Origin of the sequence: Chitinibacter sp. FCG-7 (assembly GCF_040047665.1) — a bacterium.
GTDB lineage: Bacteria > Pseudomonadota > Gammaproteobacteria > Burkholderiales > Chitinibacteraceae > Chitinibacter > Chitinibacter mangrovi.
Genome location: NZ_CP157355.1, coordinates 2,892,177 through 2,914,394, shown reverse-complemented (window position 1 = coordinate 2,914,394; position 22,218 = coordinate 2,892,177). Strand labels below are relative to the sequence as shown.

16 protein-coding genes and 1 tRNA gene are annotated in these 22,218 nt (G+C 54.8%); 10 read left to right on the top strand and 7 right to left on the bottom strand.

All coding sequences use genetic code 11. From position 1 onward, the window contains the following. The first annotated feature begins 227 nt into the window (after positions 1-227). The 3 genes from ABHF33_RS13720 to ABHF33_RS13710 all read left to right on the top strand — a co-directional run bounded on the left by ABHF33_RS13720 (position 228) and on the right by ABHF33_RS13710 (position 7,487). Complete coding sequence (locus ABHF33_RS13720; protein ID WP_348944473.1) at positions 228-3,431, top strand: hypothetical protein; 3,204 nt, start codon at positions 228-230, stop codon at positions 3,429-3,431. After that, a complete protein-coding gene (locus ABHF33_RS13715) occupies positions 3,431-5,098 on the top strand; it encodes a hypothetical protein (protein ID WP_348944472.1) in 1,668 nt (555 codons plus the stop codon). Before ABHF33_RS13720 ends, ABHF33_RS13715 begins: the two co-directional genes overlap by 1 nt. 508 nt (positions 5,099-5,606) lie before the next feature. Further along, on the top strand, positions 5,607-7,487 hold the full coding sequence (locus ABHF33_RS13710) for a reverse transcriptase domain-containing protein (RefSeq protein WP_348944471.1): 1,881 nt from the start codon (positions 5,607-5,609) through the stop codon (positions 7,485-7,487). A gap of 217 nt (positions 7,488-7,704) precedes the next feature. On the opposite strand, the gene ABHF33_RS13705 is transcribed toward ABHF33_RS13710, so the two are convergent. Both ABHF33_RS13705 and ABHF33_RS13700 read right to left on the bottom strand, forming a co-directional pair. Continuing rightward, positions 7,705-7,780, bottom strand: a tRNA-Thr gene (locus ABHF33_RS13705). A gap of 52 nt (positions 7,781-7,832) precedes the next feature. Then, positions 7,833-8,855: a CDP-6-deoxy-delta-3,4-glucoseen reductase gene (locus tag ABHF33_RS13700; RefSeq protein WP_348944470.1), complete on the bottom strand. Its 1,023-nt coding sequence runs from the start codon at positions 8,853-8,855 to the stop codon at positions 7,833-7,835. Positions 8,856-8,874: 19 nt separating this feature from the next. Between ABHF33_RS13700 and ABHF33_RS13695 the strand changes: the two genes are divergently transcribed. Continuing rightward, a complete protein-coding gene (locus ABHF33_RS13695; RefSeq protein WP_348944469.1) occupies positions 8,875-9,810 on the top strand; it encodes an NAD-dependent epimerase/dehydratase family protein in 936 nt (311 codons plus the stop codon). 24 nt (positions 9,811-9,834) lie between these two features. Here the strand turns inward: ABHF33_RS13695 and ABHF33_RS13690 are convergent, their stop codons facing one another. The 4 genes from ABHF33_RS13690 to tgt form a co-directional block, all read right to left on the bottom strand. Continuing rightward, the gene (locus tag ABHF33_RS13690; protein WP_348944468.1) at positions 9,835-10,284 is read right to left on the bottom strand and encodes a bacteriohemerythrin; all 450 of its coding nucleotides are present in this window, start codon (positions 10,282-10,284) and stop codon (positions 9,835-9,837) included. A 115-nt stretch (positions 10,285-10,399) separates the two neighbouring features. Then, positions 10,400-11,562 (bottom strand): IS3 family transposase gene (locus ABHF33_RS13685; RefSeq protein WP_348944467.1). Its coding sequence is split into 2 segments (ribosomal slippage): positions 10,400-11,298 and positions 11,298-11,562, totalling 1,164 coding nucleotides; the frame shifts between segments, so codons are not numbered across the junction. A gap of 87 nt (positions 11,563-11,649) precedes the next feature. Continuing rightward, a complete protein-coding gene (locus ABHF33_RS13680; protein ID WP_348944466.1) occupies positions 11,650-12,996 on the bottom strand; it encodes an HD-GYP domain-containing protein in 1,347 nt (448 codons plus the stop codon). A gap of 198 nt (positions 12,997-13,194) precedes the next feature. Further along, positions 13,195-14,307: a tRNA guanosine(34) transglycosylase Tgt gene (gene tgt, locus ABHF33_RS13675; RefSeq protein ID WP_348944465.1), complete on the bottom strand. Its 1,113-nt coding sequence runs from the start codon at positions 14,305-14,307 to the stop codon at positions 13,195-13,197. A 206-nt stretch (positions 14,308-14,513) separates the two neighbouring features. Between tgt and ABHF33_RS13670 the strand changes: the two genes are divergently transcribed. Next, positions 14,514-15,254 carry a substrate-binding periplasmic protein gene (locus tag ABHF33_RS13670; RefSeq protein ID WP_348944464.1) on the top strand — a complete coding sequence of 247 codons (741 nt, stop codon included), beginning with the start codon at positions 14,514-14,516 and terminating at the stop codon, positions 15,252-15,254. Between the two features lie 16 nt (positions 15,255-15,270). On the opposite strand, the gene queA is transcribed toward ABHF33_RS13670, so the two are convergent. Next, complete coding sequence (gene queA / locus ABHF33_RS13665; protein WP_348944463.1) at positions 15,271-16,308, bottom strand: tRNA preQ1(34) S-adenosylmethionine ribosyltransferase-isomerase QueA; 1,038 nt, start codon at positions 16,306-16,308, stop codon at positions 15,271-15,273. 215 nt (positions 16,309-16,523) lie between these two features. Between queA and aroQ the strand changes: the two genes are divergently transcribed. The 5 genes from aroQ to ABHF33_RS13640 all read left to right on the top strand — a co-directional run bounded on the left by aroQ (position 16,524) and on the right by ABHF33_RS13640 (position 22,190). Continuing rightward, positions 16,524-16,976 (top strand): type II 3-dehydroquinate dehydratase, encoded by a 453-nt coding sequence (gene aroQ, locus ABHF33_RS13660; RefSeq protein WP_348944462.1) that lies wholly within the window; start codon positions 16,524-16,526, stop codon positions 16,974-16,976. A gap of 57 nt (positions 16,977-17,033) precedes the next feature. Then, positions 17,034-17,489 carry an acetyl-CoA carboxylase biotin carboxyl carrier protein gene (gene accB, locus ABHF33_RS13655; RefSeq protein ID WP_348944461.1) on the top strand — a complete coding sequence of 152 codons (456 nt, stop codon included), beginning with the start codon at positions 17,034-17,036 and terminating at the stop codon, positions 17,487-17,489. A gap of 96 nt (positions 17,490-17,585) precedes the next feature. Continuing rightward, positions 17,586-18,956 carry an acetyl-CoA carboxylase biotin carboxylase subunit gene (gene accC / locus ABHF33_RS13650; RefSeq protein ID WP_348944460.1) on the top strand — a complete coding sequence of 457 codons (1,371 nt, stop codon included), beginning with the start codon at positions 17,586-17,588 and terminating at the stop codon, positions 18,954-18,956. A gap of 316 nt (positions 18,957-19,272) precedes the next feature. Continuing rightward, positions 19,273-21,006, top strand: coding sequence for a chitinase (locus ABHF33_RS13645; RefSeq protein WP_348944459.1), 1,734 nt, complete (start codon positions 19,273-19,275; stop codon positions 21,004-21,006). Between the two features lie 170 nt (positions 21,007-21,176). Beyond that, positions 21,177-22,190 carry a tetratricopeptide repeat protein gene (locus ABHF33_RS13640; RefSeq protein ID WP_348944458.1) on the top strand — a complete coding sequence of 338 codons (1,014 nt, stop codon included), beginning with the start codon at positions 21,177-21,179 and terminating at the stop codon, positions 22,188-22,190. Positions 22,191-22,218: the final 28 nt, after the last annotated feature.

Genomic DNA, 22,218 nt, shown 5'->3' with positions numbered 1-22,218 from the left:
GAATCGTCCCTGATTATTGTATAGGGTCTGCTGACGTTGGGTTAACGGTCGCGCTGGCGCGATATCCGTAGCCAATCTTGGCCGTGATGCGCGCAATCTGCCCATGCTAACATTACAAAAACTCGTTGTTTTTATGCTGATTACCTTACCTGACTCATAGTAAGCATGGAAACAATCAATAGTTGTCGCTTATGATTGCAGGCCAAGTCAGCACAAGAGACAGCAGTATGACTGCGAGCAAAGATCAGCTTTACCGACCCGGTGAATCGGAACTCAGCCTTTGGCTGCAGCCAGAGCAAGATGACTGGCTGTTATTGCAGCAGTACTCAGCTAGCGCGCCTGAAGTGCTAGCACGCTTTACCAACCACGCTGCCGCCTTGGCCGCGCAGCAGCAGGTACTGGCCGCCCGACTGGCCGATGGTTTTTTGCAAGCCGATACCGCTATTCCAGCTGTCCACACAGAAACCGATTCGAAATCCACCACATCGCCTGATCCGCGCCGTACCTCACAGCAAGCCGAACTTGAAACCCACTTAATCAAAGATTTACACGCCGATGCTTGGCGCTTACTCAGTGCTCGCCAGCGCACTCGCTTGGTTTGGCGCATCGGTGAAGTGCGCGCCGCCGCTGCAGTGCCAAGGCTCATTGAATTGCTCGGTAGCGAAAAAACGAAGCACGGTCTGCTCGATTATTGTATTGCCTGGGCTTTGGGGCGTTGCCATGATCGCGGCGCAATGGCGGCGCTTGATGAACTAAGCCGCTGCGCGACTCATCCTGCGGCGCAGCGTATCGCCCGCGATGCTTGGCTGGCTCTGGCGAACGCGTCCGAGCGCAGCCAATGGGCCGAGCGCCAGATCGCCGATTGGGCGCTGCCTTTGCGAGAAGCTTGGCAGCAGCAAGATATTGCCACTTTGCAAGCGCGGCTCAGTGCGCCAACTGAGTGGGATCAAGCCTTGCTGCGCCAGCCGTACGGCGACTGGCTAGAAGAATTTGATCGAGTGAGTTTGTCCGCCAACTGGGCGCGGCCCTTGCTATTGCAGGCTTTGAGCACTTTACCATTGCTCGGGGGTACATTCCGTGCAGCGCGACATATTTATAAAGCCGCCGAGCTACGTGGCGACGCGGCGGTCTGGTCTTTGCTGCAGCGCCGTTTTGAGCAAACACCGGCGCAATTTACTCGCTCGCATGCCACGCAATGGGTGGCGTTTGATAATGAATGGCTGCGTTCAAACGAGGAATTGCCACGTAACAATAGCCGGCTGGCTTATTCCAACCGCACCCGCGCCTATCTGGTGCGGCGCGGCTGGCGCTATTTACGCCGCTTGGCGGTGCAGGGTAGTGCAGAATTTGTACCGTTGGCGGCGGCCGCTTTATTGCAATACGACGATGCCCGCACCGATTTGAGCGGCTACACCCAGCACAATGCCTCGGTATTTGAGCAAGGTCGCTGGCAAATGCAAACCCGCTATTGCCATCCGTTTTCACGCAGTATGCTGCTCAACCATTTATTACTTAAGGCGTCTGGCTCGATACATTGCGGACGCAATAGCGAATTATGGTGGTCGGCGACGCCGTGGCACGGCGAGCTGACGCAGCAGCCTGTGCCGTTTGCCGCTATGTGGGCCGAGCGCCCCGACGCCTTGCTACACCTGTTGCTGACCAGCCGCGCCGAGCTGGTGCATGCGTTTGCCGCGCCCTTGCTGCTAAGCACAGACGGCGAGCCGACCCGCCCGCAGCAAATGTATCTGCAACAGTTGGACGAACATTATTGGGCGCGTTTGCTTAACAGCCCGATGGCGGTCACCGCCGAAGCGGCCATGCGCTGGATTTTGCCGAAAGTAAGTAGCGACAACTCACAGCACTGGCTGGCCTTGCTGCTGGCAAGTCGCCATCCCGCGGTCGCGCAAGCTGGCCTAACAATCCTCGAGCAAAACCCGCAAGCCGCAACAGGCAGCTTAGCCACACTGAGCGCAGTGGTGTTGGCGCGTACGCCGGAAGTGCGCCGTTTTGGCCGTGTACTATGTCAGATCGCTGCCAGCCAGTCAGCGCTGTTGACGGCATTGCTGGCGCAACTGCTATCCGAGCTAAGGCTGCGTGATCAGCATAGCTTTGCGTTGGCCGAGATTTGCGAAAACCTCTCATGGGTATTGGCTAATCCGCTAATTCAAACCTTAACTACCGATGTATACCCTGAGTTTTTAGCCTTGCTACAGCATACAGCGCAGCCGATTGTGCTGCTGGCTGCTGGCGCTTTGCTGCATTATCCGGCACAAAATTGCCCAGCAACGGCGTATCAGCGCTTGTTATCCAGCCCAGAGCCAGAGATTCAAGCCGCTGGCGTACGTTTATTGGCCGCATTGCCAACCGATGTCCTGCTCACGCAAAGCAGCATGCTGCTCAATTTCTGCCTCAGCGACGCAGCGCAAGTGCGCCAAGCTGCACAGCAGGCCTTGCAGCAGATTGCGCCTAGCTTGCCCGCCAATGCGCTGGCTCCGCTATTTGATGCCTTGTTTCGCGCTGAAAGCAGCGAGGGATTGCACGCAGATTTGCTGACTTTACTCACCGCCACCTTGGCCGAATTTATGCATTTGCGCGCCGATCAGGCCACAATGTTGCGCTTATTGCTGGCGCGCAGTCGTGGCGCACAAGCGTATGGCAGTTGGCTATTGCAGCAAAGTCAGGATCATGAAGTCGCGCTAAGCGACTGGTCTAGGCTAGCGCGGCACGAGGCGCTGGCGGTGCGGCAGCGCGCGATGCAGGTGCTAGACACGAATTGGCCGCAAATTGGCGTTTACGGCGTATTGCCCGTCTTGTTAAGCCGTTGGCCCGATACGCGCCAGCAGGCGCTGGGCTGGCTGCGGGAACGGGTCGACCCCGACGCATGGTCGCCTGAATCAATGATTGCCTTGTGTGATAACGAATACCCCGAAGTGCGCGCCTTGGGCTGCGACTTACTGCAACAACGCTTGGCACAGCACCGCAATCAAGATTGCTTGCTGGCGCTGGCAGCGCATCCTTCATTGCAGGTGCAGCGTTTTGTAGCGAGCTGGCTGGCGCAGGTCTTGGACGCGGGCGAGTCGGCGGCGTACGACGTCCAGCAAGAAAGCCCGCAAGCAACATATCTGCAGCTGGCCGAGTACCGGCACTTTTTGCTGACGGTGCTATCGCAAGTCAATCGAGGCCGCGCCGCAAAGCAGGCGCTGTTTAAATTACTGTCGGCGCTATCCTTGCAATCGGAGAGTCTGGCGCAGGAAGTCGCCAGCTTGTATCAGCGGCTGGTACTCACCGTCGCTATCGCCGACAAGGCGCAATACATTGCAGCGCTGGCCAAAATCCGCCAGCACTATCCGCACATCGAAACCGGCCTGCAAATTTGTCCGCCAACACACCGACAGTCCGAACATCGACAGCCAGTACGCGGAGTCGCCTGATGGAATTCAAATATCAATATGCCGGTGAAAGCGCCGTTAGTCAGCAAGACGGTGCCACGGCTGTCTCTTTTGCTGCCGATACCTTGCGCGCGCCGGTGCAGTTTATCGCCGAGATTAGGCATCATGTTGCGTTTCGCGAAGCCATGTCGGCCTTGCATCGCGTGGTCTTGGCCGATTTGCGTTTTCGTGGCCGCGACCACACGGCTTACTTAGCATGGCTGCAAGCCAATGAAAGCAATTTGCTCGCCGAATTCATGAGCCAAGCGGGCGTACTGAAAGAGCAGGTCGCCGCGCTGCAGGATGAATTAAAGGCCTTGCGCAAGCAAAAAGACGCGGTCTTATCGCCTTTCCTCAAAGCACAGCGCGCTTATTTTGACCATCTGTACCAACACAATCGTGAATGGTGGTACGTGCTCGATCCGGTGATTACCGTGCATCCCGATTTGGTGTTCTTTGAATGCTTTAGTCAAGACGAATCGGCCTACGCGCGGCTGTCGTTTGATCACACGTTTTTTGAAGCGCACGGCGAAACGGTGTATGGCACGACCAATATCGATTATTCGCAGGCACTGTACGACGAATTTCAACGCATCCGGCCTTATCACCCCACTCGCTTGGAAATCGCCGGTACGGGCTTAAGCGTGCAAACCGCCGCAGCGGATCAATTTGTCGAACATAAAATCGACGTACCCGACAGCTGGGTGCGCGGCTTTTTGCAAGTCAGCAGCGCGATGGCGCAACCCGGCATCAAATTAAAGCTAGATCCGATGGATTTGCACAATATTTGCCACTTGCTCAAACGCTGCAAAGAGCGCGTCGGACCGCGTTCAATTCGCGTTGAGCTGGCGCCGGAGCAGCCAGTCAAAATGGTGTTCGAGCCGTGGAATACCGTGCTGGAATGCCCACGTTCCAGCCACAGCGCCACCGAAACGCAAACAATACGCTTATGGGGCCGCCGCCGTCTGTTGCAGCTGGAGCGCTTGATTCCGCTGGCTACCACCGTGGACGTGCTGCTACTAGGTAGCGGCATGCCCAGTTTCTGGCAAGTGGCAGCACCCGGCTGGGAATTTACGCTGGGACTGTCTGGCTGGACTGCGAATGATTGGTCGCGTTGCGGTCAGTTTGATTTGCTGGGCGCGCGGCACAGCGTCGATCACGCGACTTGCGAGCGGATTTTGCAAACTCTGGCGCAGCAGTTCACCGCGACGGTGGCTCAGCTCGCGCAGCAGTGTGCACTTGATCCAGAGGTCGTGGCATCCGGTTTGCTGCTGCTATCGCAAGATGGGCGCGTGATTTACGACTTAAGCAAAGGTGCTTACCGCCTGCGCGAGCTGAGCCGTGAACCGCTGAAGATCAGCCAATTAGTCAGCGAACGTGAAAACACCGCGGCTGCGCTGGTCGTGGCTGGGCAAGTCAAAAAGATTCAGATTGAGCAGGGTGAATCTGGGTATAGCGTTACCGCACAGATTAATGTTAATGGCCAGAGCTATACCCCATATTGTCGAATTGATGTAGACGAAAGAATGACCGACGCTGGCTGCCAGTGTCATTTTTATACCCAGAACCGCTTGTACCGTGGGCCTTGCGAACACATTATCGCCACCCGGCTGGCTGCACAGCGGGACATGGTAAGGCAAAAAACGAAAAGCGCCGTGTCGGTGACCTAGCTTTAAACTCAGCTGACGGCTTGTGATGTTGCTGTTGTAAAGACGCTTGTTAATTAACGCTTTATTGAAGGGGGATTTCCGGGTCTGTTAGACTCGTTTTGGTGTGGTGGGGAGGCTCTTGCAACCCGGCTGGTGTATCGCCAGCCTTGTCTTTTGCTGTTCCACGCGTCACTGGCCTGTTCTTCACTGGGCCGGTACGTGCTACCTGCGACATGACGGTGCGGCTTGTGCCAAGCCCAATGTCGCAGGTAGCACGTACCGGCTTCGAGTGGACCAGTCCAGTCTTACAGGCTCTTCGATGAGAACCCTGCCACACCCTTCCGAGTTGCTGATGTAAGCGGTATCTAGGATTTGACTCGAAGTAAACTCCTGAAATGTCAGTCATCCCCGAAGGTTTTTATCGGTGATACTGGCCGTGCTTTTCGTTTCCCGTCTACGCGGGAATGACGACGGCGGGTAGTTCATTCGAGCCAGACACTAAGGTGTACTGCTTGTCCCGGCTTAAATTATGAGCCAGCCGAGCCAGTCCAATCCGAATCTGTCCAATTCTGCCCTGCCGCCCAATAGCCGCGAAGCCATTTTGCAGCGCATGCGCGATAGCAGTAAGGACGAGGTGATTCTAGAAGAAATGCGCCGTCAGGGCTTCTGGCCCAAAGATGAGCCGTCCCCCGAGCAAGCAGCTGCCCTTGCATTGATCGAACGTGAAGGTGAGCTGGTGCGTGCTTTGCACGATTTAAGCCAGCAGCTGCATCAAGTGGAAGATCCGCAAGCGGCACTGAAAGCCATGCGGAAGGAGCGAATGCGCCTAGCGCGAGAAAAGCGCGAAGTCACCCGCCGCCAGCAAGCCCAACGCCGTTATGATCGCGCGCTTGCTTGGCATACGCAGCAGCAAAACGATATTACTTATTTGGGTGAAGACGTATCGCAAGGCTTGGCTGATCCGCGCTGCGATGAAGCGCGGCTGGCAAGCAAGGGCCTGCCTCATTTCAGCAGCGTCGCCGTCTTGGCACAAGCGATGGGGGTGACGGTGGCCGAGCTGCGTTTTCTGAGCTTTAGCCGCAATGTCACGCGAATCAGTCACTACCGGCGTTTTACTGTACCAAAAAAAACCGGCGGGGTGCGGCTGATTTCTGCGCCGATGCCGCGCTTGAAACGATTGCAATACTGGATTTTGGAGCAAATTTTGCTGAAATTACCAGTGCACGCCGCAGCGCAAGGCTTTGTCGCTGGACGCTCGATCGTTAGCAATGCCACGCCACACACCGGACAGGCGGTGGTGGTCAACTTCGACTTACAAGATTTCTTTCCATCTATACACTGGCAGCGCGTATCGGGCCTATTCCAGTCTATGGGCTATTCCAAGCAGTTGGCGACGATTTTGGCGCTGATTTGCAGCGAAACGCCCTGCGATGAAGTGGCAGTCGACGGCGCACACTATTTTGTCCAAACCGGCGTGCGGCGTTTGCCACAAGGCGCGCCCTCTAGCCCGGCGCTGACCAATTTACTATGCCGCAGGCTCGATACGCGGCTTAGTGCGCTGGCGCAGCGCTTGGGTTTTCGCTATACCCGCTACGCCGACGACATGACTTTTTCTGCAGCAGACGATAACCAATTAGCGCGACTATTATGGCAAGCCAAGCAAGTGATTCGGGAAGAAGGCTTTACGCTGCACCCCGACAAACAAAAAGTGATGCGCCGCCATAAACGGCAAGAAGTCACCGGGATTGTCGTCAATCAGCAGCCTGCGGTCTGCCGCGAAACTCTGCGCCGCTTTCGGGCGGTGCTGTTTCAAGTTGAGCAAACGGGGCCGACCGGCAAGCACTGGAATGGAAACGAAAATGTATTGGCTGCGTTAGCCGGCTACGCGCAGTTTATCGTGATGGTCGATGCTGAAAAAGGCCGCCCGCTACTGGCCCGAGTACGTGCCGCGCAACTGAAATGGTCTGCACCAGAAACAGCCCGCAGCAGCTACTACCGCGATTTTCGCACGTCCAGCAGCAAGGGTATTGCCCCGAAGGGCATTACTCAAATGGCACAGCGTGCAATACCCATTATTGAGCTAACTCAAGAGCAGCACCAGCAGGCCAAACAATCAGCGCAGCAGCCAAACAGCCAGCGCGCAGTGCCCCCAGTCGATCCAGATGTGGTGCTACTCGAACAGCAGCAAGCACCGCCACTGGCTGCCCATGCCGACACACCGGTCAGCGTTTATCTGCAAATCGCCGTAGCGTTTTTGGCGTTAATGCTGATCGGCTTGCTATCGCTCAATTACTTGCTCTCGGCAGGCAGTATTGTCTGGGTCTGTTATTGCATGCAAAAACGCAAATTCAGTTGGTGGGGGTTTTTACTGGTACTGATTGTTTGCCGATGGCTGTGGCAACAGATTTAATGACAGCAAGCGCTGAAAGCAACAAGACACCTCACTCACCACCACGATTGCAGTAACGGCTGTGTCTTGGTGCTGAGTGGCAGCGCTTAGCTGCTAAAGCGTAAAAAGCGATCTGCTAGCCTTCGCCAAGTGTAGCCATAATTGTAACCATAAAACGGCTCTTCCGAGCGCCAACGAAAAAAGGGTTCCAGCTAAAAAGCTGGAACCCTTATATTCTTGGTGCCGACGGCAGGAATCGAACTCGCGACCCCCTGATTACAAGTCAGGTGCTCTACCAACTGAGCTACATCGGCTAAGAGCTGCGCATTTTACACCATTTATTAAAATGCGCAAGCACTAAACCGCTTATTTTAAATCTTTACTGCTAAAAAACGCATCCGAGTAAAACTCTTCGGCCGGTAGGCCTTGGGCGACGCAGCCTTTTACTGCCGCTTCGACCATCACGGGTGCACCGCAAGCATAGACTTGGTAGTGCGCCAGATTGGCAAAATCAGCCAATACCGCTTCGTGAACCAAGCCGGTGCGGCCTTGCCATTGGTCTTGCGGCTTGGGCGCAGAGAGCACTGGAATAAAGGTGAAATTGGGGTGTTGCTGCTGCCAGTCGGACGGCACGGCGGGCATGTACAAATCGTCGAGCGAGCGACAGCCCCAGTACAGCACCATTTCGCGCTGGGTGTTGTGGTGCAGCGCGTGTTCGATAATGCCTTTGATCGGCGCAAAGCCGGTGCCGGTGGCGATAAAGATAATCGGCTTGTCTGAGTCTTCGCGTAAAAAGAAGCTACCCAGCGGGCCGGTGAAGCGGAAAATTTCGCGCTCTTTCATTGTCTCCCACACATAGCCGGAAAACTCGCCGCCCGGCACATGACGGATGTGCAATTCGAGATAGCCTTCCTGATGCGGCGCATTGGCAATCGAGAAGCTGCGTTTATTGCCGGTTTTGGTGTGGATGTCGATGTATTGGCCAGCCAGAAACTGCAGCCGCTCGGTCGACGGCAGCTTGAGCGTGAGCACGGCCACGTCGTGCGACACCTTGTCGATTTTTTCGATGCGGGTAGGCAGCGTTCTGATCTGGATGTCTTTGGTGGCGGTGACTTCGCGGCATTCGATGCTGACGCTATCGCTCACCGGCGTGGCGCAACAGAACAGCGCCAGCCCTTGCGCTACTTCGCTCGCGGTCAAGGCGCTGGCCGAATGATCGCCGTGCGCTACTTCGCCGCTGAGTACTTTCCCTTTGCACGCGCCGCATGAGCCGTTTTTGCAGCCATAGGGCATATTAAAGCCCTCGCGCATCGCTGCATCCAGCAGGGTTTCACCGTCAAACACGCTCAGTTGCTGACCTGAAGGTTCAATGATAAGTTGCTTGCTCATTCTTTTGGATTTCCGACTTGTGCGAAAAAAACGCTTGTTAATTATTGGTTGCGGTGACGTTATTCGGCGGGCACTGCCCTGGCTACTGCAGCGTTTCAAGGTGTATGCCACTGCACGCAGAGCCGATAAAGCGCTACAGCTGCATACCCTAGGCATCCACCCCATCGTCGCCGATCTGGATCAGCGCCGGACTTTAGCGCGCTTGGCAGGCCTAGCTGATCTGATCATCCACAGCACGCCGCCCGGCGAAGGCAAAGCTGACCTGCGTACTCGCCGCCTGCTGGCCGCGCTCTCGCAGCCGCGAACCTGCGGCGCGCTCGCCCCGCAAAACGCGATTTTAGCACAGCGCAGCATCGTCTATATCAGCACCAGTGGCGTTTACGGCGACCATGGCGGTGCGTGGATTGACGAAACCTCGCCGCAATTGGCCAGTACCGGCCGGGCGTTGCGCCGCATCAGCGCGGAAAATCAGCTGCGGCAATGGGCACGTGCTCAATCAGCCAAGCGCCGCGTCTGCCTGCTGCGCGCGCCGGGGATTTATGCGCTTGATCGCCTGCCTACCGCCCGCATTGCACGCGGCGAGCCGGGCATCATCGCCAGCGAAGACAGCGTGAGCAATCATATTCACGCCGATGATCTGGCGCATGCGGTCTGCTTGGCGCTGTTTCGCGGCCTGCCGCAGCGTAGCTACAATATTGTCGACGATGCGCCGCACACGATGAGCGAATGGTTTGACCAAGTATCCGACTTCACCGCCCTGCCCCGCGTGGCCAAACTCAGCCGCGAAGACGCACAAAGCCAGCTCTCGCCGACGATGTGGTCGTATATGAACGAATCGCGCCAGCTCAGTAATCAGCGCGCCAAACGTGAATTGCGCTGGCGGCTGCAATACCCGACAACCGAGGCGTTTTTCCATGCCAATCAAGGCAGGTATATCGCTACAAGAAAATACTAGATTGACCTGTAGCCATATACCCTATTAAGACCAAAAGCGCTCCAGCCAGCTTTTCTTGTGCCAGCTTTTTTGCGCGCCACGCGACAGGAAATGCTCCACGTAGCGCTGGTCGCCTTCCATGATGTGATTGGTCAGCCAGTTGCGCAGAAAATGCAGCAGTTCGAACGACACCGCTTCGCCATTATTGAGCCGCGCTTGCAAATCGTTCATCTGGCTAATCAGGTCTTCGTGATGCGCTTTGTGCGTGTCGTATTCGGGGTAGCCCAAAATGCGCATCAGGCTCTCTTCCACCGTAAAGTGGGTTCGGGTGTAATCGGCTAGGCGCTGCAGCACGGCAATCGAGGCATCGCGGCCGTGATGGTGGCGGATCGCATCGTGCAATTCATTGAGCAGATTGACCAATACTTTGTGTTGTTCGTCGATTTCCTGAATGCCAACCGATAATGATTCATTCCATTCGATAAGCAGACTCATACTCGTACTCCTTACCAGTCAACGCTGGCTATTGTGTAGCCTGCATACTGCCCAGAGCACCAAGCACCATTTTGATTTGCGTCAAACAAAGCGCCAGATCAGCCCATTGTTGTGGTCAACAATTCTCGGACAGTAAATTAAGTTGTCTTTCCTTAATAGCAGGGGCTAGCCCGCCATTGGCGGTGTGTGGCCGCTGCCAGTTGTAATACGCCATCAGGTAAACGCCAATATCCAGCTTGGCTTCTTCTGCAGATTCATACCCAGGCTTTGGTATCCATTCTGTTTTAAGACTGCGAAATAACCGCTCCATCGGCGCATTATCCCAACAGCACCCGCGCCGACTCATGCTTTGCTGCATCTGGTAGCGCCATATCCGTTGCCTAAACAACCGGCTGCCATATTGGCTACCCTGATCCGAGTGAAATATCACTCCCAGTGGCTGGCCACGCTGTTGCCAGGCATGATCTAACGCACGGCTGACTACCTCGGCATCCGGGTGCTCACTAAGCGCCCAGCCCACCACGCAACGGGCAAACAAATCCAGCACCACAGCCAGATAAATCCAGCGATTACCCGCCCAAATATAGGTGATATCGCCACACCAGACCTGATTCGGTTGCTCCGGATTAAACGCCCTCTGCAATAAGTGCGGAATGTCTGGACGTTCATCTTTGTGGACTTTGTAGCGATGCGCGCCTGGCTGTTTGCACTGCAAATCGGCTTCTCGCATGAGCTGGCGCACTTTATATCGGCCAGCCGTAATGCCTTCGACCGCCAGCATCCAGACTAGACTGCGGCTGCCTACCGCATTTCGGCTTTGCTTAAACAGATTGCGTACTTTGGCGCGCAACTCGATTCGTTCACGATCAATATGCTGGCGTCGATGCCGGTAATGGTAATAACTGGAACGGCAAATACCGAAGGTGCTGCAGACCATTTCTACGGGTTCATGCTCACTTAATTGGTCTACCAGCGCGTACGATTGAGTTCGTCCGCCATTAAGAGAGCTGTGGCTTTTTTTAACAGGGCTTTCTCCCGTTCCAGCCGATCAATGCGCGCTTCGAGCTCCTGAATGCGACGCTGGTCTGGCGTGAGTGCTCTGGCCTGCGGCGTGATGCCCTGTCTTTCCTGTTTCAGCTGCTTAATCCAGCGACGCAGTATGTTCTCGCCGACGTTCATCGCCTTACTGGCTTGTGACACCGTGTGGCCTTGATCGACGACCAGACTGGCGGCTTCGGCTTTAAATTCCGGGGTAAATGTCCTGCGAACTTTGCTCATGAAACACCTCGTTAATGGTGGCGAGATTACCACCTAAGTTGGTGTCCGAAATCATTGAACCACAACACATTTCGCTGCAAGGCCGTGCTACAACACGCCCGCCAGCTCGCGCTCCAGCACGGTTTTGAGCGCGGCAAAGCAGGCGGGGTCGATCGCGCTGCCCACCATGCCGGACATGATTTCGATGGTTTTTTCCGGTGAATTGGCCGCGTGATACGGGCGCTCGGCGCTGATGGCGTCAAAAATATCGGCCACGGTGATAATCCGCGTTTCCAGCCGGATCTCGGGCGCACTTAGGCGACGTGGATAGCCATTACCATCCAGCCGCTCGTGATGCGCAGCGGCGACAAAGGCAAGATCAGCGAACTGGGCAATTTTGCCCAGAATCTCCTCGCTTAAACGCGCGTGCTGCTGAATGGCGCGAAACTCGTCGTCGGTCAGCTTGCCCGGTTTTTCCAGAATGGCGCTGCTCACGCCCAGCTTGCCGACATCGTGCAATAGCGCAGCACGTTTGACCCAATTACGCCGTCGGTCATCAAAACCCAGCTCCTGCGCGATCAGGTCGGCATAAAAACCGACGCGCTCGCTGTGGCCGGCGGTAAACGGGCTTTTGGCGTCGACCACCTGACCAAAAGCCGAAGCGATTTCGTCCATATAGTCATCATCGAGCGGCACGGTAAATTGCGCGGGTTCGAGCTCGAGCACGGCTTTGGCGATCTGTGGATCAGCCAGCGTGTGCCAGAACGCCTCGTCAACGGCGACTTTTTCAAATGCGGCCACCAGCAAAGGGTCAAACCAGAAATCGGCACGCTGGCGGATTTCACTCAGCGCAGCTTCTTTACCATGCGAAAATTGAAAAACGTCGATCACCTGCGAGAGCAAAGCAATGCGGGCATACAGCGGAATCTGCTCGCCTTGCAAACCGTCCGGGCGGCCGCTGCCATTCCAGTGTTCGTCCAGCGAATGAATCCCCTGCGCCACCGATTCGGGGAAACGCAATTGCCGCGCAATCCGCGCGCCGCGATCACACCGCGTCTGGATCAGCTCGTTGGCGATCGTGTCGCCGTTGCGCATGATATTCAGAATCGCCGTCAGGCGTTTGGTCCAGCTTTCATTGCGCCCGGTGTGCTCGAATACAAAGCCGAGCACTTGCGATAGATTGGTGCCGACCAGCTTGAAATCACGTTTAAAGCTCTGATCATCGGTGAGATACAGCTCGCAAATGCGCGCCGCATTACTGCTGCAACCCAGATCTTTGAGCAGCAGCGTGTAATACAGCTCCCACAGCGCCTGCTCACTCATGCCGATCTGCTTGCCGATATGCACGCCAATCCAGCAGCAACGCACGCAATGCCCCTCGGGCTGACCTTCGGTCATATCCAGCGCGTAAGAGAATGCACCCAGGAGTTCGGCCAGTTTCAATGATTCGCTCATACACGCACCTTGCTTGTTGAAGTTTCCAGAATAGACAATTGCACCCAGACGAATCGAGGCGTATTTGCCCCACCCAAATACATACCACAGGTATAGCTCTGTAGAAAATATAGAGTAAACGCCACAGAGATATACCCCATATAAAAACAGCGACCCTAGGGTCGCCGTCTGATTGGTCTTGCTTGGTTTTATTCTGGCTTAATCCGCGCCCCGCGCGCGGTCGGCGTTGAATTTGGCCACAAACTGCGGGAATTGATCGACTTCGATCGCATCGCGCATTTCCTGCATCAGCACTTGGTAGTAATGCAGATTGTGGATGGTATTGAGCTGCGAGCTCAAAATCTCCTGGCTGCGGAATAAGTGATGCAGGTACGCACGGCTGAAATTGCGGCAAGTGTAGCAATCACAGCTCTCGTCGAGCGGGCGCGTGTCTTTTTTGTAATGCGCGTTTTTGATTTTGACATTGCCGTAGCGCGTGAACAGCATGCCGTTGCGCGCATTGCGCGTTGGCATCACGCAGTCAAACATGTCGATGCCTTGCGAAACGCCAAACACCAGGTCTTCCGGCGTACCGACGCCCATCAGATAGCGCGGCTTATTCACCGGCAATTGCGGCGCGGTGTGCGCCAGAATGCGCTCCATTTCTTCCTTTGGCTCGCCCACCGACAAACCGCCAATCGCCATGCCGTGAAAATCCAGCTCGTTCAAGCCAGCCAGCGATTCATTGCGCAAGTCTTCGTGCATCCCGCCTTGCACAATACCAAATAGCGCGTTTGGATTTTCCAGCTTATTGAATTCGTCTTTCGAGCGTTTGGCCCAGCGCAGGCTCAAGCGCATCGATTCAGCTGCCGTTTTATGATCAGCCGGATACGGCGTGCATTCGTCGAAAATCATCACCACGTCGGAGTTGAGCACTTTTTGAATGCGCATCGATTCTTCCGGCGTTAAAAATAATTTATCGCCATTGATCGGGCTTTGAAATTTGACGCCTTCTTCGGTGATCTTGCGCATCGCGCCCAAGCTAAATACCTGGAAACCACCCGAGTCGGTCAACATGGGCTTATCCCAGCCCATAAACTGATGCAGACCACCGAATTGCTCAATCACTTCCAGCCCCGGGCGCAGCCACAGGTGGAATGTATTGCCCAGAATAATCTGCGCTTTAATATCGTTCAGATCGCGCGGCGTCATCGCTTTGACGGTGCCATAGGTGCCAACCGGCATAAAAACGGGGGTTTGCACTACGCCGTGATTGAGCGTCAATGTGCCACGGCGAGCGCCGCTACTCGTGGTTTTGAGTTCGAATTGCATGAAAAACATCCTGAAAAAGCAGCCGGAGACACAGTCCAGCGCGAGGCGGCAAGATTAACGGCGCACACGGCCGATGGCAAGCGTAATATTGCTCAATAAAAACAAAACATTAGGCTAAAAATAGCGAAATAATCTAAAATTGCCAGCAATCGCTCCCCTAGCGCCCAGCCTTTTTTGCGTTTGTTCTTTAAGAGTCTTGCTACACAATGCGCCTGCTCCCTGCCCTTGTCCTTCTCGCCTTCACCGCCACAGCCCAAGCTGCGCCCATCCGGATTTGCGCTGAAAATGACTGGGCGCCGTTTTCATTTAGTCAAAAAGGCCAGGCAGTGGGCGCTTCGGTCGATCTGGTGCGGGCTGCATTTAAAAAAGTCGGCGTGGAAACCAGTTTTATTAGCGGCAGCTACAATCGCTGCCTGCGGCTGACGCTGGCGGGCCAGTACGACGCGATGCTGGATGTCGGCAAAAACCGGGAGCGCACTCCGCAATTTGTCTGGCCAGAATACCCGTACCTGGTCATGAAGCTACACCTGATTGCCAATAGCAAGCTTGCGGCACCTAGCGAGCTGCACTACGGGGTATTGACCGGCAAGCGAATCGGATTAACGGCTGGATACGAATACCCCGATAAAATGCTCAGCCAGCCTGGCCTACTGAAAGTGGAATCGAGCAGCGAGCTGGCCAATTTGCGCCAGCTCTCGGCAGGCAATATTGAATTTATGCTGCTCTCGGCAGGCACGCTGGCGACATTGAGCAAGCAGCTGGACAAGGCCGAATTGAAGCATATTCGCGATTGGGGCCAGATAGATCAGTCGGCACTGTATATTGCGTTCAATCCCAAAGCGGCCAAAGCGCAGCAATGGGCGAGCAGCTTTGATCAGGGCTGGCAGGACATGCAGAAAAAAGGCGAAGACCAGCAGATTTTCACCCGCTGGTCGGCAACACCTTAAGCCTTCAATACTCGCCTCAGGCGCCCTGCTCAGGCTCAAGCAGCATCGAATCACCGTAACTGAAAAAGCGGTACTGCTGTGCTACTGCGTGGGCGTAGGCCGCACGCATCGTATCAAAACCAGCAAAAGCCGCCACCAGCATCAGCAAAGTCGATTTGGGCAGATGGAAATTGGTGATCAAGCGATCAACCACTTTGAACTGATAGCCGGGCTTGATAAAGATATTGGTATCGCCCTCCGGCTCGGCCAGCAAACCCGTTTGCGACGACGCTTCCAGCGCGCGCAGCGAGGTGGTGCCCACCGCAATCACCCGCCGCCCCTGCGCCTTGGCTTCACGAATCGCCGCTTGCGTGTCAGCCGGAATCCGGTAGCGCTCGTGGTGCATCACGTGCTCGGCAATATTATCCACGCGTACGGGCATAAAAGTACCAGCACCAACATGCAGGGTGAGAAAGCAGGTTTTCACGCCCATTGCGCGCAATTGTTCAAGCAAATCATCGGTAAAGTGCAAGCCCGCCGTTGGCGCAGCCACCGCGCCAGGGTCGCGCGCGTACACCGTTTGATAGCGCTTGGCGTCTTCCTCATCCGGTATATGGGTAATATACGGTGGCAAGGGCAGCAAGCCGGACTGCTCCAGAATATCGAGCACGGTTAAATCCGGATGCGCGGCAGAAAAATCAAGTTTGAACAAATCGCCCTGGCGCTCGGTCATTTCAGCAATAAAACCGCCTTGAAAATGCAGCAGATTGCCGGGCTTGGGCGCTTTGGACGCCTTGATGTGCGCCAACGCCTGATGCTCGCCCAGTACACGCTCAATCAAGGCCTCGATCTTGCCGCCACTGGCTTTTTCACCAAATAGCCGTGCCTTGATCACCTTGGTGTCGTTAAACACCAGCACGTCGCCCGCTTGCAAGAGCGCCGGAAGTTCGGTAAAAACCCGATCGTCGAGCGCAGCACCGGCCACATGCAACAGTCGGCTGGTACCCCGGGTTTGCGGGGGGAACTGGGCAATCAGTTGTTCGGGTAACTCATAGTCAAAATCTGAAATTTGCATCGCGCGCGCACGCCGTAAGCCAAGATAAAAAATCGTCGCGATTATATCAGCAAAACGCCATGTAACCCGCGCCAATCCTCATGTAACAGAATTTTTCAAAACCTTTCATAGAAGTAAGCAATAAGCCATTTAAATATTTTCGCGGCTTTTTCTGGACAAGTTCGCCGAAGTTGCGGCAAACTCCGACGATTCACAGGGAATATAAGGATTGCTTTATGTCGTCCAACGACAAAATCCTGGTTCTGCACGGCCCCAATCTGAACCTGCTTGGGCTGCGTGAGCCGCAGCACTACGGCAACGTTACACTCGACTCAATCAACCAGAATCTGGTCGATCTGGGCAAAAGCCATCAAATCGAAGTCAGCACTTTCCAATCCAATCGCGAATACGAATTGATCGAGCGCATCCACAGCGCCTACACCGAAGGTGTTTCGTATATCGTGATCAACCCGGCGGCTTTTACCCATACCAGCGTTGCACTTCGCGACGCGCTCTCTGGCGTGAAAATCCCGTTTATTGAAGTGCACTTATCGAATGTGCATGCCCGTGAAGCATTCCGGCATCACTCCTATTTTTCCGATCTCGCCACCGGCGTGATCTGCGGCTTGGGCGCGCAAGGGTATGAGTTTGCACTCACCTGCGCGATCAAGAAGCTCAAAACCCAATAACACCAATAAGCTTATAAAAGCTTTGATCTCCACCTTATTACAGAGAGGATTGCATCAATGGATCTGCGTAAACTGAAAAAACTCATCGACCTGGTTGAAGAATCGGGCATCGCCGAACTCGAAGTAACCGAAGGCGAAGAGAAGGTACGCATTACTCGTAGCGTAGCCAGCCAAGGCTATATGCAAGCCCCCATGCAATACCACGTTCCTGCACCAGCTGCAGCACCAGCACCTGTCGCTGCAGCACCTGCTGCCGAAGCGGCTGCACCAGTGGTTGAAGGCAATGTACAAAAATCACCGATGGTCGGCACTTTCTACCGCTCATCCAGCCCGGGCGCGAAATCTTTCGTCGAAGTCGGTCAGTCGGTGAATGCAGGCGACACTTTGTGCATTATCGAAGCGATGAAATTGCTCAATGAAATCGAAGCAGAACACTCAGGCGTGATCAAAGCGATTCTGGTAGAAAACGGCCAACCTGTTGAGTATGGCGAACCGATGTTTGTTATCGGGTAAGTCGTGAGGAGTGAGGAGTTAGGGGTAAAACCAGAGCTCTTCACTGAATTTTTATCACACCTCACATCTCACACCTCACACCTCACAGGTGAAGCTATGTTTGAAAAAGTACTCATTGCCAATCGTGGTGAAATCGCGCTGCGTATTTTGCGCGCCTGCCGCGAAATGGGCATCAAAACTGTGGTCGTTCATTCCGAAATCGATCGCGAAGCCAAATATGTCAAATTGGCCGACGAATCGGTGTGTATCGGCCCAAACCCATCCGCACAAAGCTATCTGAACGTACCGCGCCTGATTGCTGCTGCCGAAGTCACTGGCGCACAAGCGATTCACCCCGGCTACGGCTTCTTATCGGAAAACGCTGATTTTGCGCAGCGCGTTGAAGAATCCGGCTTTGTCTTTATCGGCCCCAAACCTGAATCAATCCGCATTATGGGTGACAAGGTTGCCGCGAAAGACGCGATGAAAAAAGCGGGTGTACCGTGCGTACCTGGCTCGGAAGGTGGCTTGCCCGACGACGAGGCAGAAATCCTCAAGCTCGGTCGTGAAGTGGGCTATCCGGTGATTATCAAGGCCGCCGGTGGCGGTGGTGGTCGCGGGATGCGCGTGGTGCATGCTGAAGAAGATTTGCTGTCATCCGTGGCGCTGACCAAGCAGGAAGCCAATCAGTTCTTCGGCAATCCGATGGTGTATATGGAAAAATTCCTGCAAACGCCACGTCACGTTGAAATCCAGATTCTGGCCGACCAGCACGGCAATGCGATTTACCTGGGCGAGCGCGATTGCTCAATGCAGCGCCGCCATCAGAAAGTAATCGAAGAAGCGCCAGCACCGGGCGTGACCGAAGAGCAACGCCAGCGCATTGGCGAAGCGTGTGCCGCCGCTTGCCGTTTGATCGGCTATCGTGGTGCAGGTACGTTTGAATTCCTGTATGAAAACGGCGAGTTCTATTTCATTGAAATGAACACCCGCGTGCAGGTTGAGCATCCAGTGACTGAAATGATCACCGGCATCGACATTGTGCAAGAACAAATCCGCGTTGCCGCGGGCTTGCCACTGCGCTATACGCAGGACGATGTGAAGCTGAAAGGTCACTCGTTTGAATGCCGGATCAATGCCGAAGACGCTTTGAAATTTATTCCTAGCCCCGGCCAGGTCACCAAATGGCATATGCCAGGTGGCCCAGGCGTGCGCGTAGATTCACACGTGTATCAGGGTTATACCATCCCGCCAACGTACGACAGTATGATCGGCAAGATCATCACTTATGGCGATACGCGCGAACAGGCGATGGCGCGGATGCGCATTGCTTTGTCAGAGATGGTGGTGGAGGGCATCAAAACCAATATTCCCTTGCATCAGCAATTGTTATTGGATAAAGCCTTTATCAAAGGTGGCACCAGCATTCATTATCTGGAACACCATATGGACGAGATTCGCTTGGCGATCGAAGGCAAAAGAGCCTGATCAGCACAATTGCAACAGTAAGCACAAGGGCAGCTTCGCTGCCCTTTTTTATTGGCGCAAACAAAGCATGGGTATACCCACCTGAATCAATCAAATCAATAACTCTAGACATATACCCCATGTAGATATTGAAGCCATATCGAGACATCCTGCCACCCTCTTTATTAGCAAAACATCATTTACTTACACTGAGATTGAGCTCATTGTCATCGACCTAAAATCGTCCTAGCATGGCGATTCCTGAATGCAACGTCAGGAAACAATGGCGGCAAATCACCAAACCGCCACCAAAAACAACAGGATGGAGTCAACTCAAATGAGTCAACATGTATCAGGAAAGGCAAACCGCCTTGCGCTACTGCTCAGCTCAATGCTGCTAGCGGCAACGGTACAAGCTGCGAACTGGCAAGAAGGTACAAGCTACACAGCGGGAAGTAGTGTCGATTACAACGGCAAAACTTATACCGCACTGGTCACGCACACGGCTTTTGCCGGTGCCAACTGGAATCCGGCCGCCACCCCGACTTTGTGGAAAGAAAGCGGCAGCAACGTTACTGCAGCACCTACACTCGCCCCCAGCAATACCCCGCTAGTAACGACAACACCGACTAGCAAGCCAGTGCTGACACCAGCACCAGTCAACGGTAGCTGGGACAAAACACTGGTGTACACAGGCGGTCAGCGTGTTACTTACAATGGCGCGACTTACGAAGCCAAATGGTGGAATCAGGGTGACACACCAGGAGCCAGCGAATGGGGTCCATGGAAATTAGTGGGAACCGCGCAAACCCCACTTCCACCGACGCCATCACCATCACCAATCGGCAGCTGCATTAGCCCAGGCTTCACACCGGAATGCACACCAACCCCTTCGCCCACTGCGACTCCTGCAGTCACCCCAGTGGTAACACCTGTCGTGACTCCAATTCGTCCAAATTGCCCTGGTTATCCTGCAGCAGCGGTTTACAGTACTTGCCCACCACCAAGCCCGTCACCGAGCGCAACCCCAGCTCCAACAGCGAGCCCGACGGCCACGCCAGCACTGACACCAAGCCCGACGCCGGTGGGCACTACGCCAAGCCCGGATGGCCTGCCTAAACATGCGCTCATTGGCTACTGGCATAATTTCACCAATCCATCGGGTGACACTTATCGTATTCGCGACGTGGCGCCGGAATGGGACGTGATCATGATTTCGTTTGCCGACGATGCGGGCAATGGTGCGGTGGCGTTTAATCTGGACAAGAATGGTGGCACCGAGGCTGAATTTATTGCCGACGTGGCGGCCAAACGGGCGCAGGGCAAAAAAGTCATCCTGTCGCTGGGTGGCCAAGAAGGCCGCATGACGCTGTCGAGCAAGGAAAACGTCACCAACTTCGTCAACAGTCTGCACGCCATCATCACTAAATACGGTTTTGACGGTATCGATCTGGATCTGGAAAGCGGTGCCGGTGTCGTACTGGGTACGCCGATTATCAATAATCTGATCGACGCAGTGAAACAGCTCAAAGCCAAAGTGGGCCCAAGCTTCTATCTGTCGATGGCACCGGAGCATCCGTATGTGCAAGGTGGCTACGTGGCCTACTCGGGCATCTGGGGTGCTTATCTGCCGATTATTGACGCGCTGCGCGACGATCTGAACATGATCCATGTGCAGTACTACAACAATGGCGGTTTGTGGACACCGTACTCGAATGGCGCGCTCAATGAAGGCACAGTCGATGGCCTAGTTGGCGGCTCGCTGATGCTAATCGAAGGCTTTAAAACCGTCGGCGGCACCGGCTGGGAATTCAAAGGTCTGCGCCCTGATCAAGTCGCTTTTGGCGTACCAAGTGGTCGCAGCTCGGCCAATACTGGCTTTGTGAGCAATCAAGTGGTGAGCGATGCACTCACTTGCCTGACGCAGCTGAAAAACTGCGGCATGGTAAAGCCTAAACAAGCCTACCCGGATTATCGCGGCGTGATGACGTGGTCGATCAACTGGGACAAAAAAGACGGCTACAACTTCTCCAAACCAACTTCAGCCACGCTGAAGGCACTACCGAAGTAAGCTCTGCTCGATCTGCTGATCTTCTTCGTCACAAGATCAGCAGCGATCAGTAATACCCCGAACCCGCAGCGCCCAACAGCGCTGCGGGTTATTGTGTCAGGATAATGAAATATTCATTGAATCCGCCTCCAGAAAGCGTTATCGTAACGCATCCATTCGCTCCCATTGCCATGAACCCCAATCTCCAGCGCATCCGCGAGCTTTACGAGCAAAGCAAACAGCTGATTTATGTCGACTCGGCAGAATCTTTGCGACTGATCGACGAGGCGGTGGCCTTGCTGAGCCCGGAAGACGAACCGGCACTGCGCGTTGCGGTGATTTATCAGCAAGTGGAAATGCTGACCGCTTTTGGCCGCATTCATGAAGCGCTAATTTTATTACATCAGATTCTGGTGATCGCCGAAACCGAAAACCTGGAAGCCGAACGCGGCGAGCTGCTCTATCACATCGGGATTGCGCATTACACGATTGGCGACTTTGGCACCGCGATAGACTACTGGAGCGATTGCCTGAATCTGGAAAATCAGGGCTTTTCAGCCGCCACGCGGATCAATACCTATATCTCGCTGGGCCAGCTGTATTTTGCCTTTCATATGCCTGCCGACGCCTTGCGCCACCACTTAAGTGCACTCAAGTGGGTGAGCGAGCAAATCGCAACAGATCTATACGTGCGCCTGCTGATTAATCTGGTCGCAGATTATTGCGAGCTGGGGCAGCACAAGCAGGCACTACCGTATCTGGACGAGGCCGAAGCGCTGGCCAAAGAAATCCGGCATTTTGAATATCTGGGCGAAGCGCTGGGCTACCGCACCTTGATTCTGCTGGAAGAAGACCGGCTTGATGAAATCACCCAGCTACTGGAGCGTGGCCATACGATGGAGCGCTACTGGGCCTGGGGTGAAATCAGCTGGAAAATCGTGACCGGCAAAATCCTGCAAGCCGAAGAGCGCAATAATGAGGCCATTGCCGCATTTGAAGAAGCGCTGACGCTGGCGAACCAGTACGAATGCAATAGCAAAGTACATGTCGTGCACGCCGTACTGGCGCGCGCCTACGACAAGGTAGGCAAACATGGTTTGGCCGAAAAACACCAACGCCTGTACCAGGAACACTTCAATCGGCTGGGCTCACCCGAGATTTTTGCCCGCCTGCAGCAGCTGGAAGCGCAGCTTGAAAATACCTAGGCCAGTATCTACTGGCAAACAAACCCAT

What these genes read in the sequence shown, in the direction of transcription:
- ABHF33_RS13720 (WP_348944473.1), top strand. Translation starts at nt 228, where the DNA reads ATGACTGCGAGCAAAGATCAGCTTTACCGACCCGGTGAATCGGAACTC.
- ABHF33_RS13715 (WP_348944472.1), top strand. Translation starts at nt 3,431, where the DNA reads ATGGAATTCAAATATCAATATGCCGGTGAAAGCGCCGTTAGTCAGCAA.
- ABHF33_RS13710 (WP_348944471.1), top strand. Translation starts at nt 5,607, where the DNA reads ATGAGCCAGCCGAGCCAGTCCAATCCGAATCTGTCCAATTCTGCCCTG.
- ABHF33_RS13700 (WP_348944470.1), bottom strand. Translation starts at nt 8,855, where the DNA reads ATGAGCAAGCAACTTATCATTGAACCTTCAGGTCAGCAACTGAGCGTG.
- ABHF33_RS13690 (WP_348944468.1), bottom strand. Translation starts at nt 10,284, where the DNA reads ATGAGTCTGCTTATCGAATGGAATGAATCATTATCGGTTGGCATTCAG.
- ABHF33_RS13680 (WP_348944466.1), bottom strand. Translation starts at nt 12,996, where the DNA reads ATGAGCGAATCATTGAAACTGGCCGAACTCCTGGGTGCATTCTCTTAC.
- tgt (WP_348944465.1), bottom strand. Translation starts at nt 14,307, where the DNA reads ATGCAATTCGAACTCAAAACCACGAGTAGCGGCGCTCGCCGTGGCACA.
- ABHF33_RS13670 (WP_348944464.1), top strand. Translation starts at nt 14,514, where the DNA reads ATGCGCCTGCTCCCTGCCCTTGTCCTTCTCGCCTTCACCGCCACAGCC.
- queA (WP_348944463.1), bottom strand. Translation starts at nt 16,308, where the DNA reads ATGCAAATTTCAGATTTTGACTATGAGTTACCCGAACAACTGATTGCC.
- aroQ (WP_348944462.1), top strand. Translation starts at nt 16,524, where the DNA reads ATGTCGTCCAACGACAAAATCCTGGTTCTGCACGGCCCCAATCTGAAC.
- accB (WP_348944461.1), top strand. Translation starts at nt 17,034, where the DNA reads ATGGATCTGCGTAAACTGAAAAAACTCATCGACCTGGTTGAAGAATCG.
- accC (WP_348944460.1), top strand. Translation starts at nt 17,586, where the DNA reads ATGTTTGAAAAAGTACTCATTGCCAATCGTGGTGAAATCGCGCTGCGT.
- ABHF33_RS13645 (WP_348944459.1), top strand. Translation starts at nt 19,273, where the DNA reads ATGAGTCAACATGTATCAGGAAAGGCAAACCGCCTTGCGCTACTGCTC.
- ABHF33_RS13640 (WP_348944458.1), top strand. Translation starts at nt 21,177, where the DNA reads ATGAACCCCAATCTCCAGCGCATCCGCGAGCTTTACGAGCAAAGCAAA.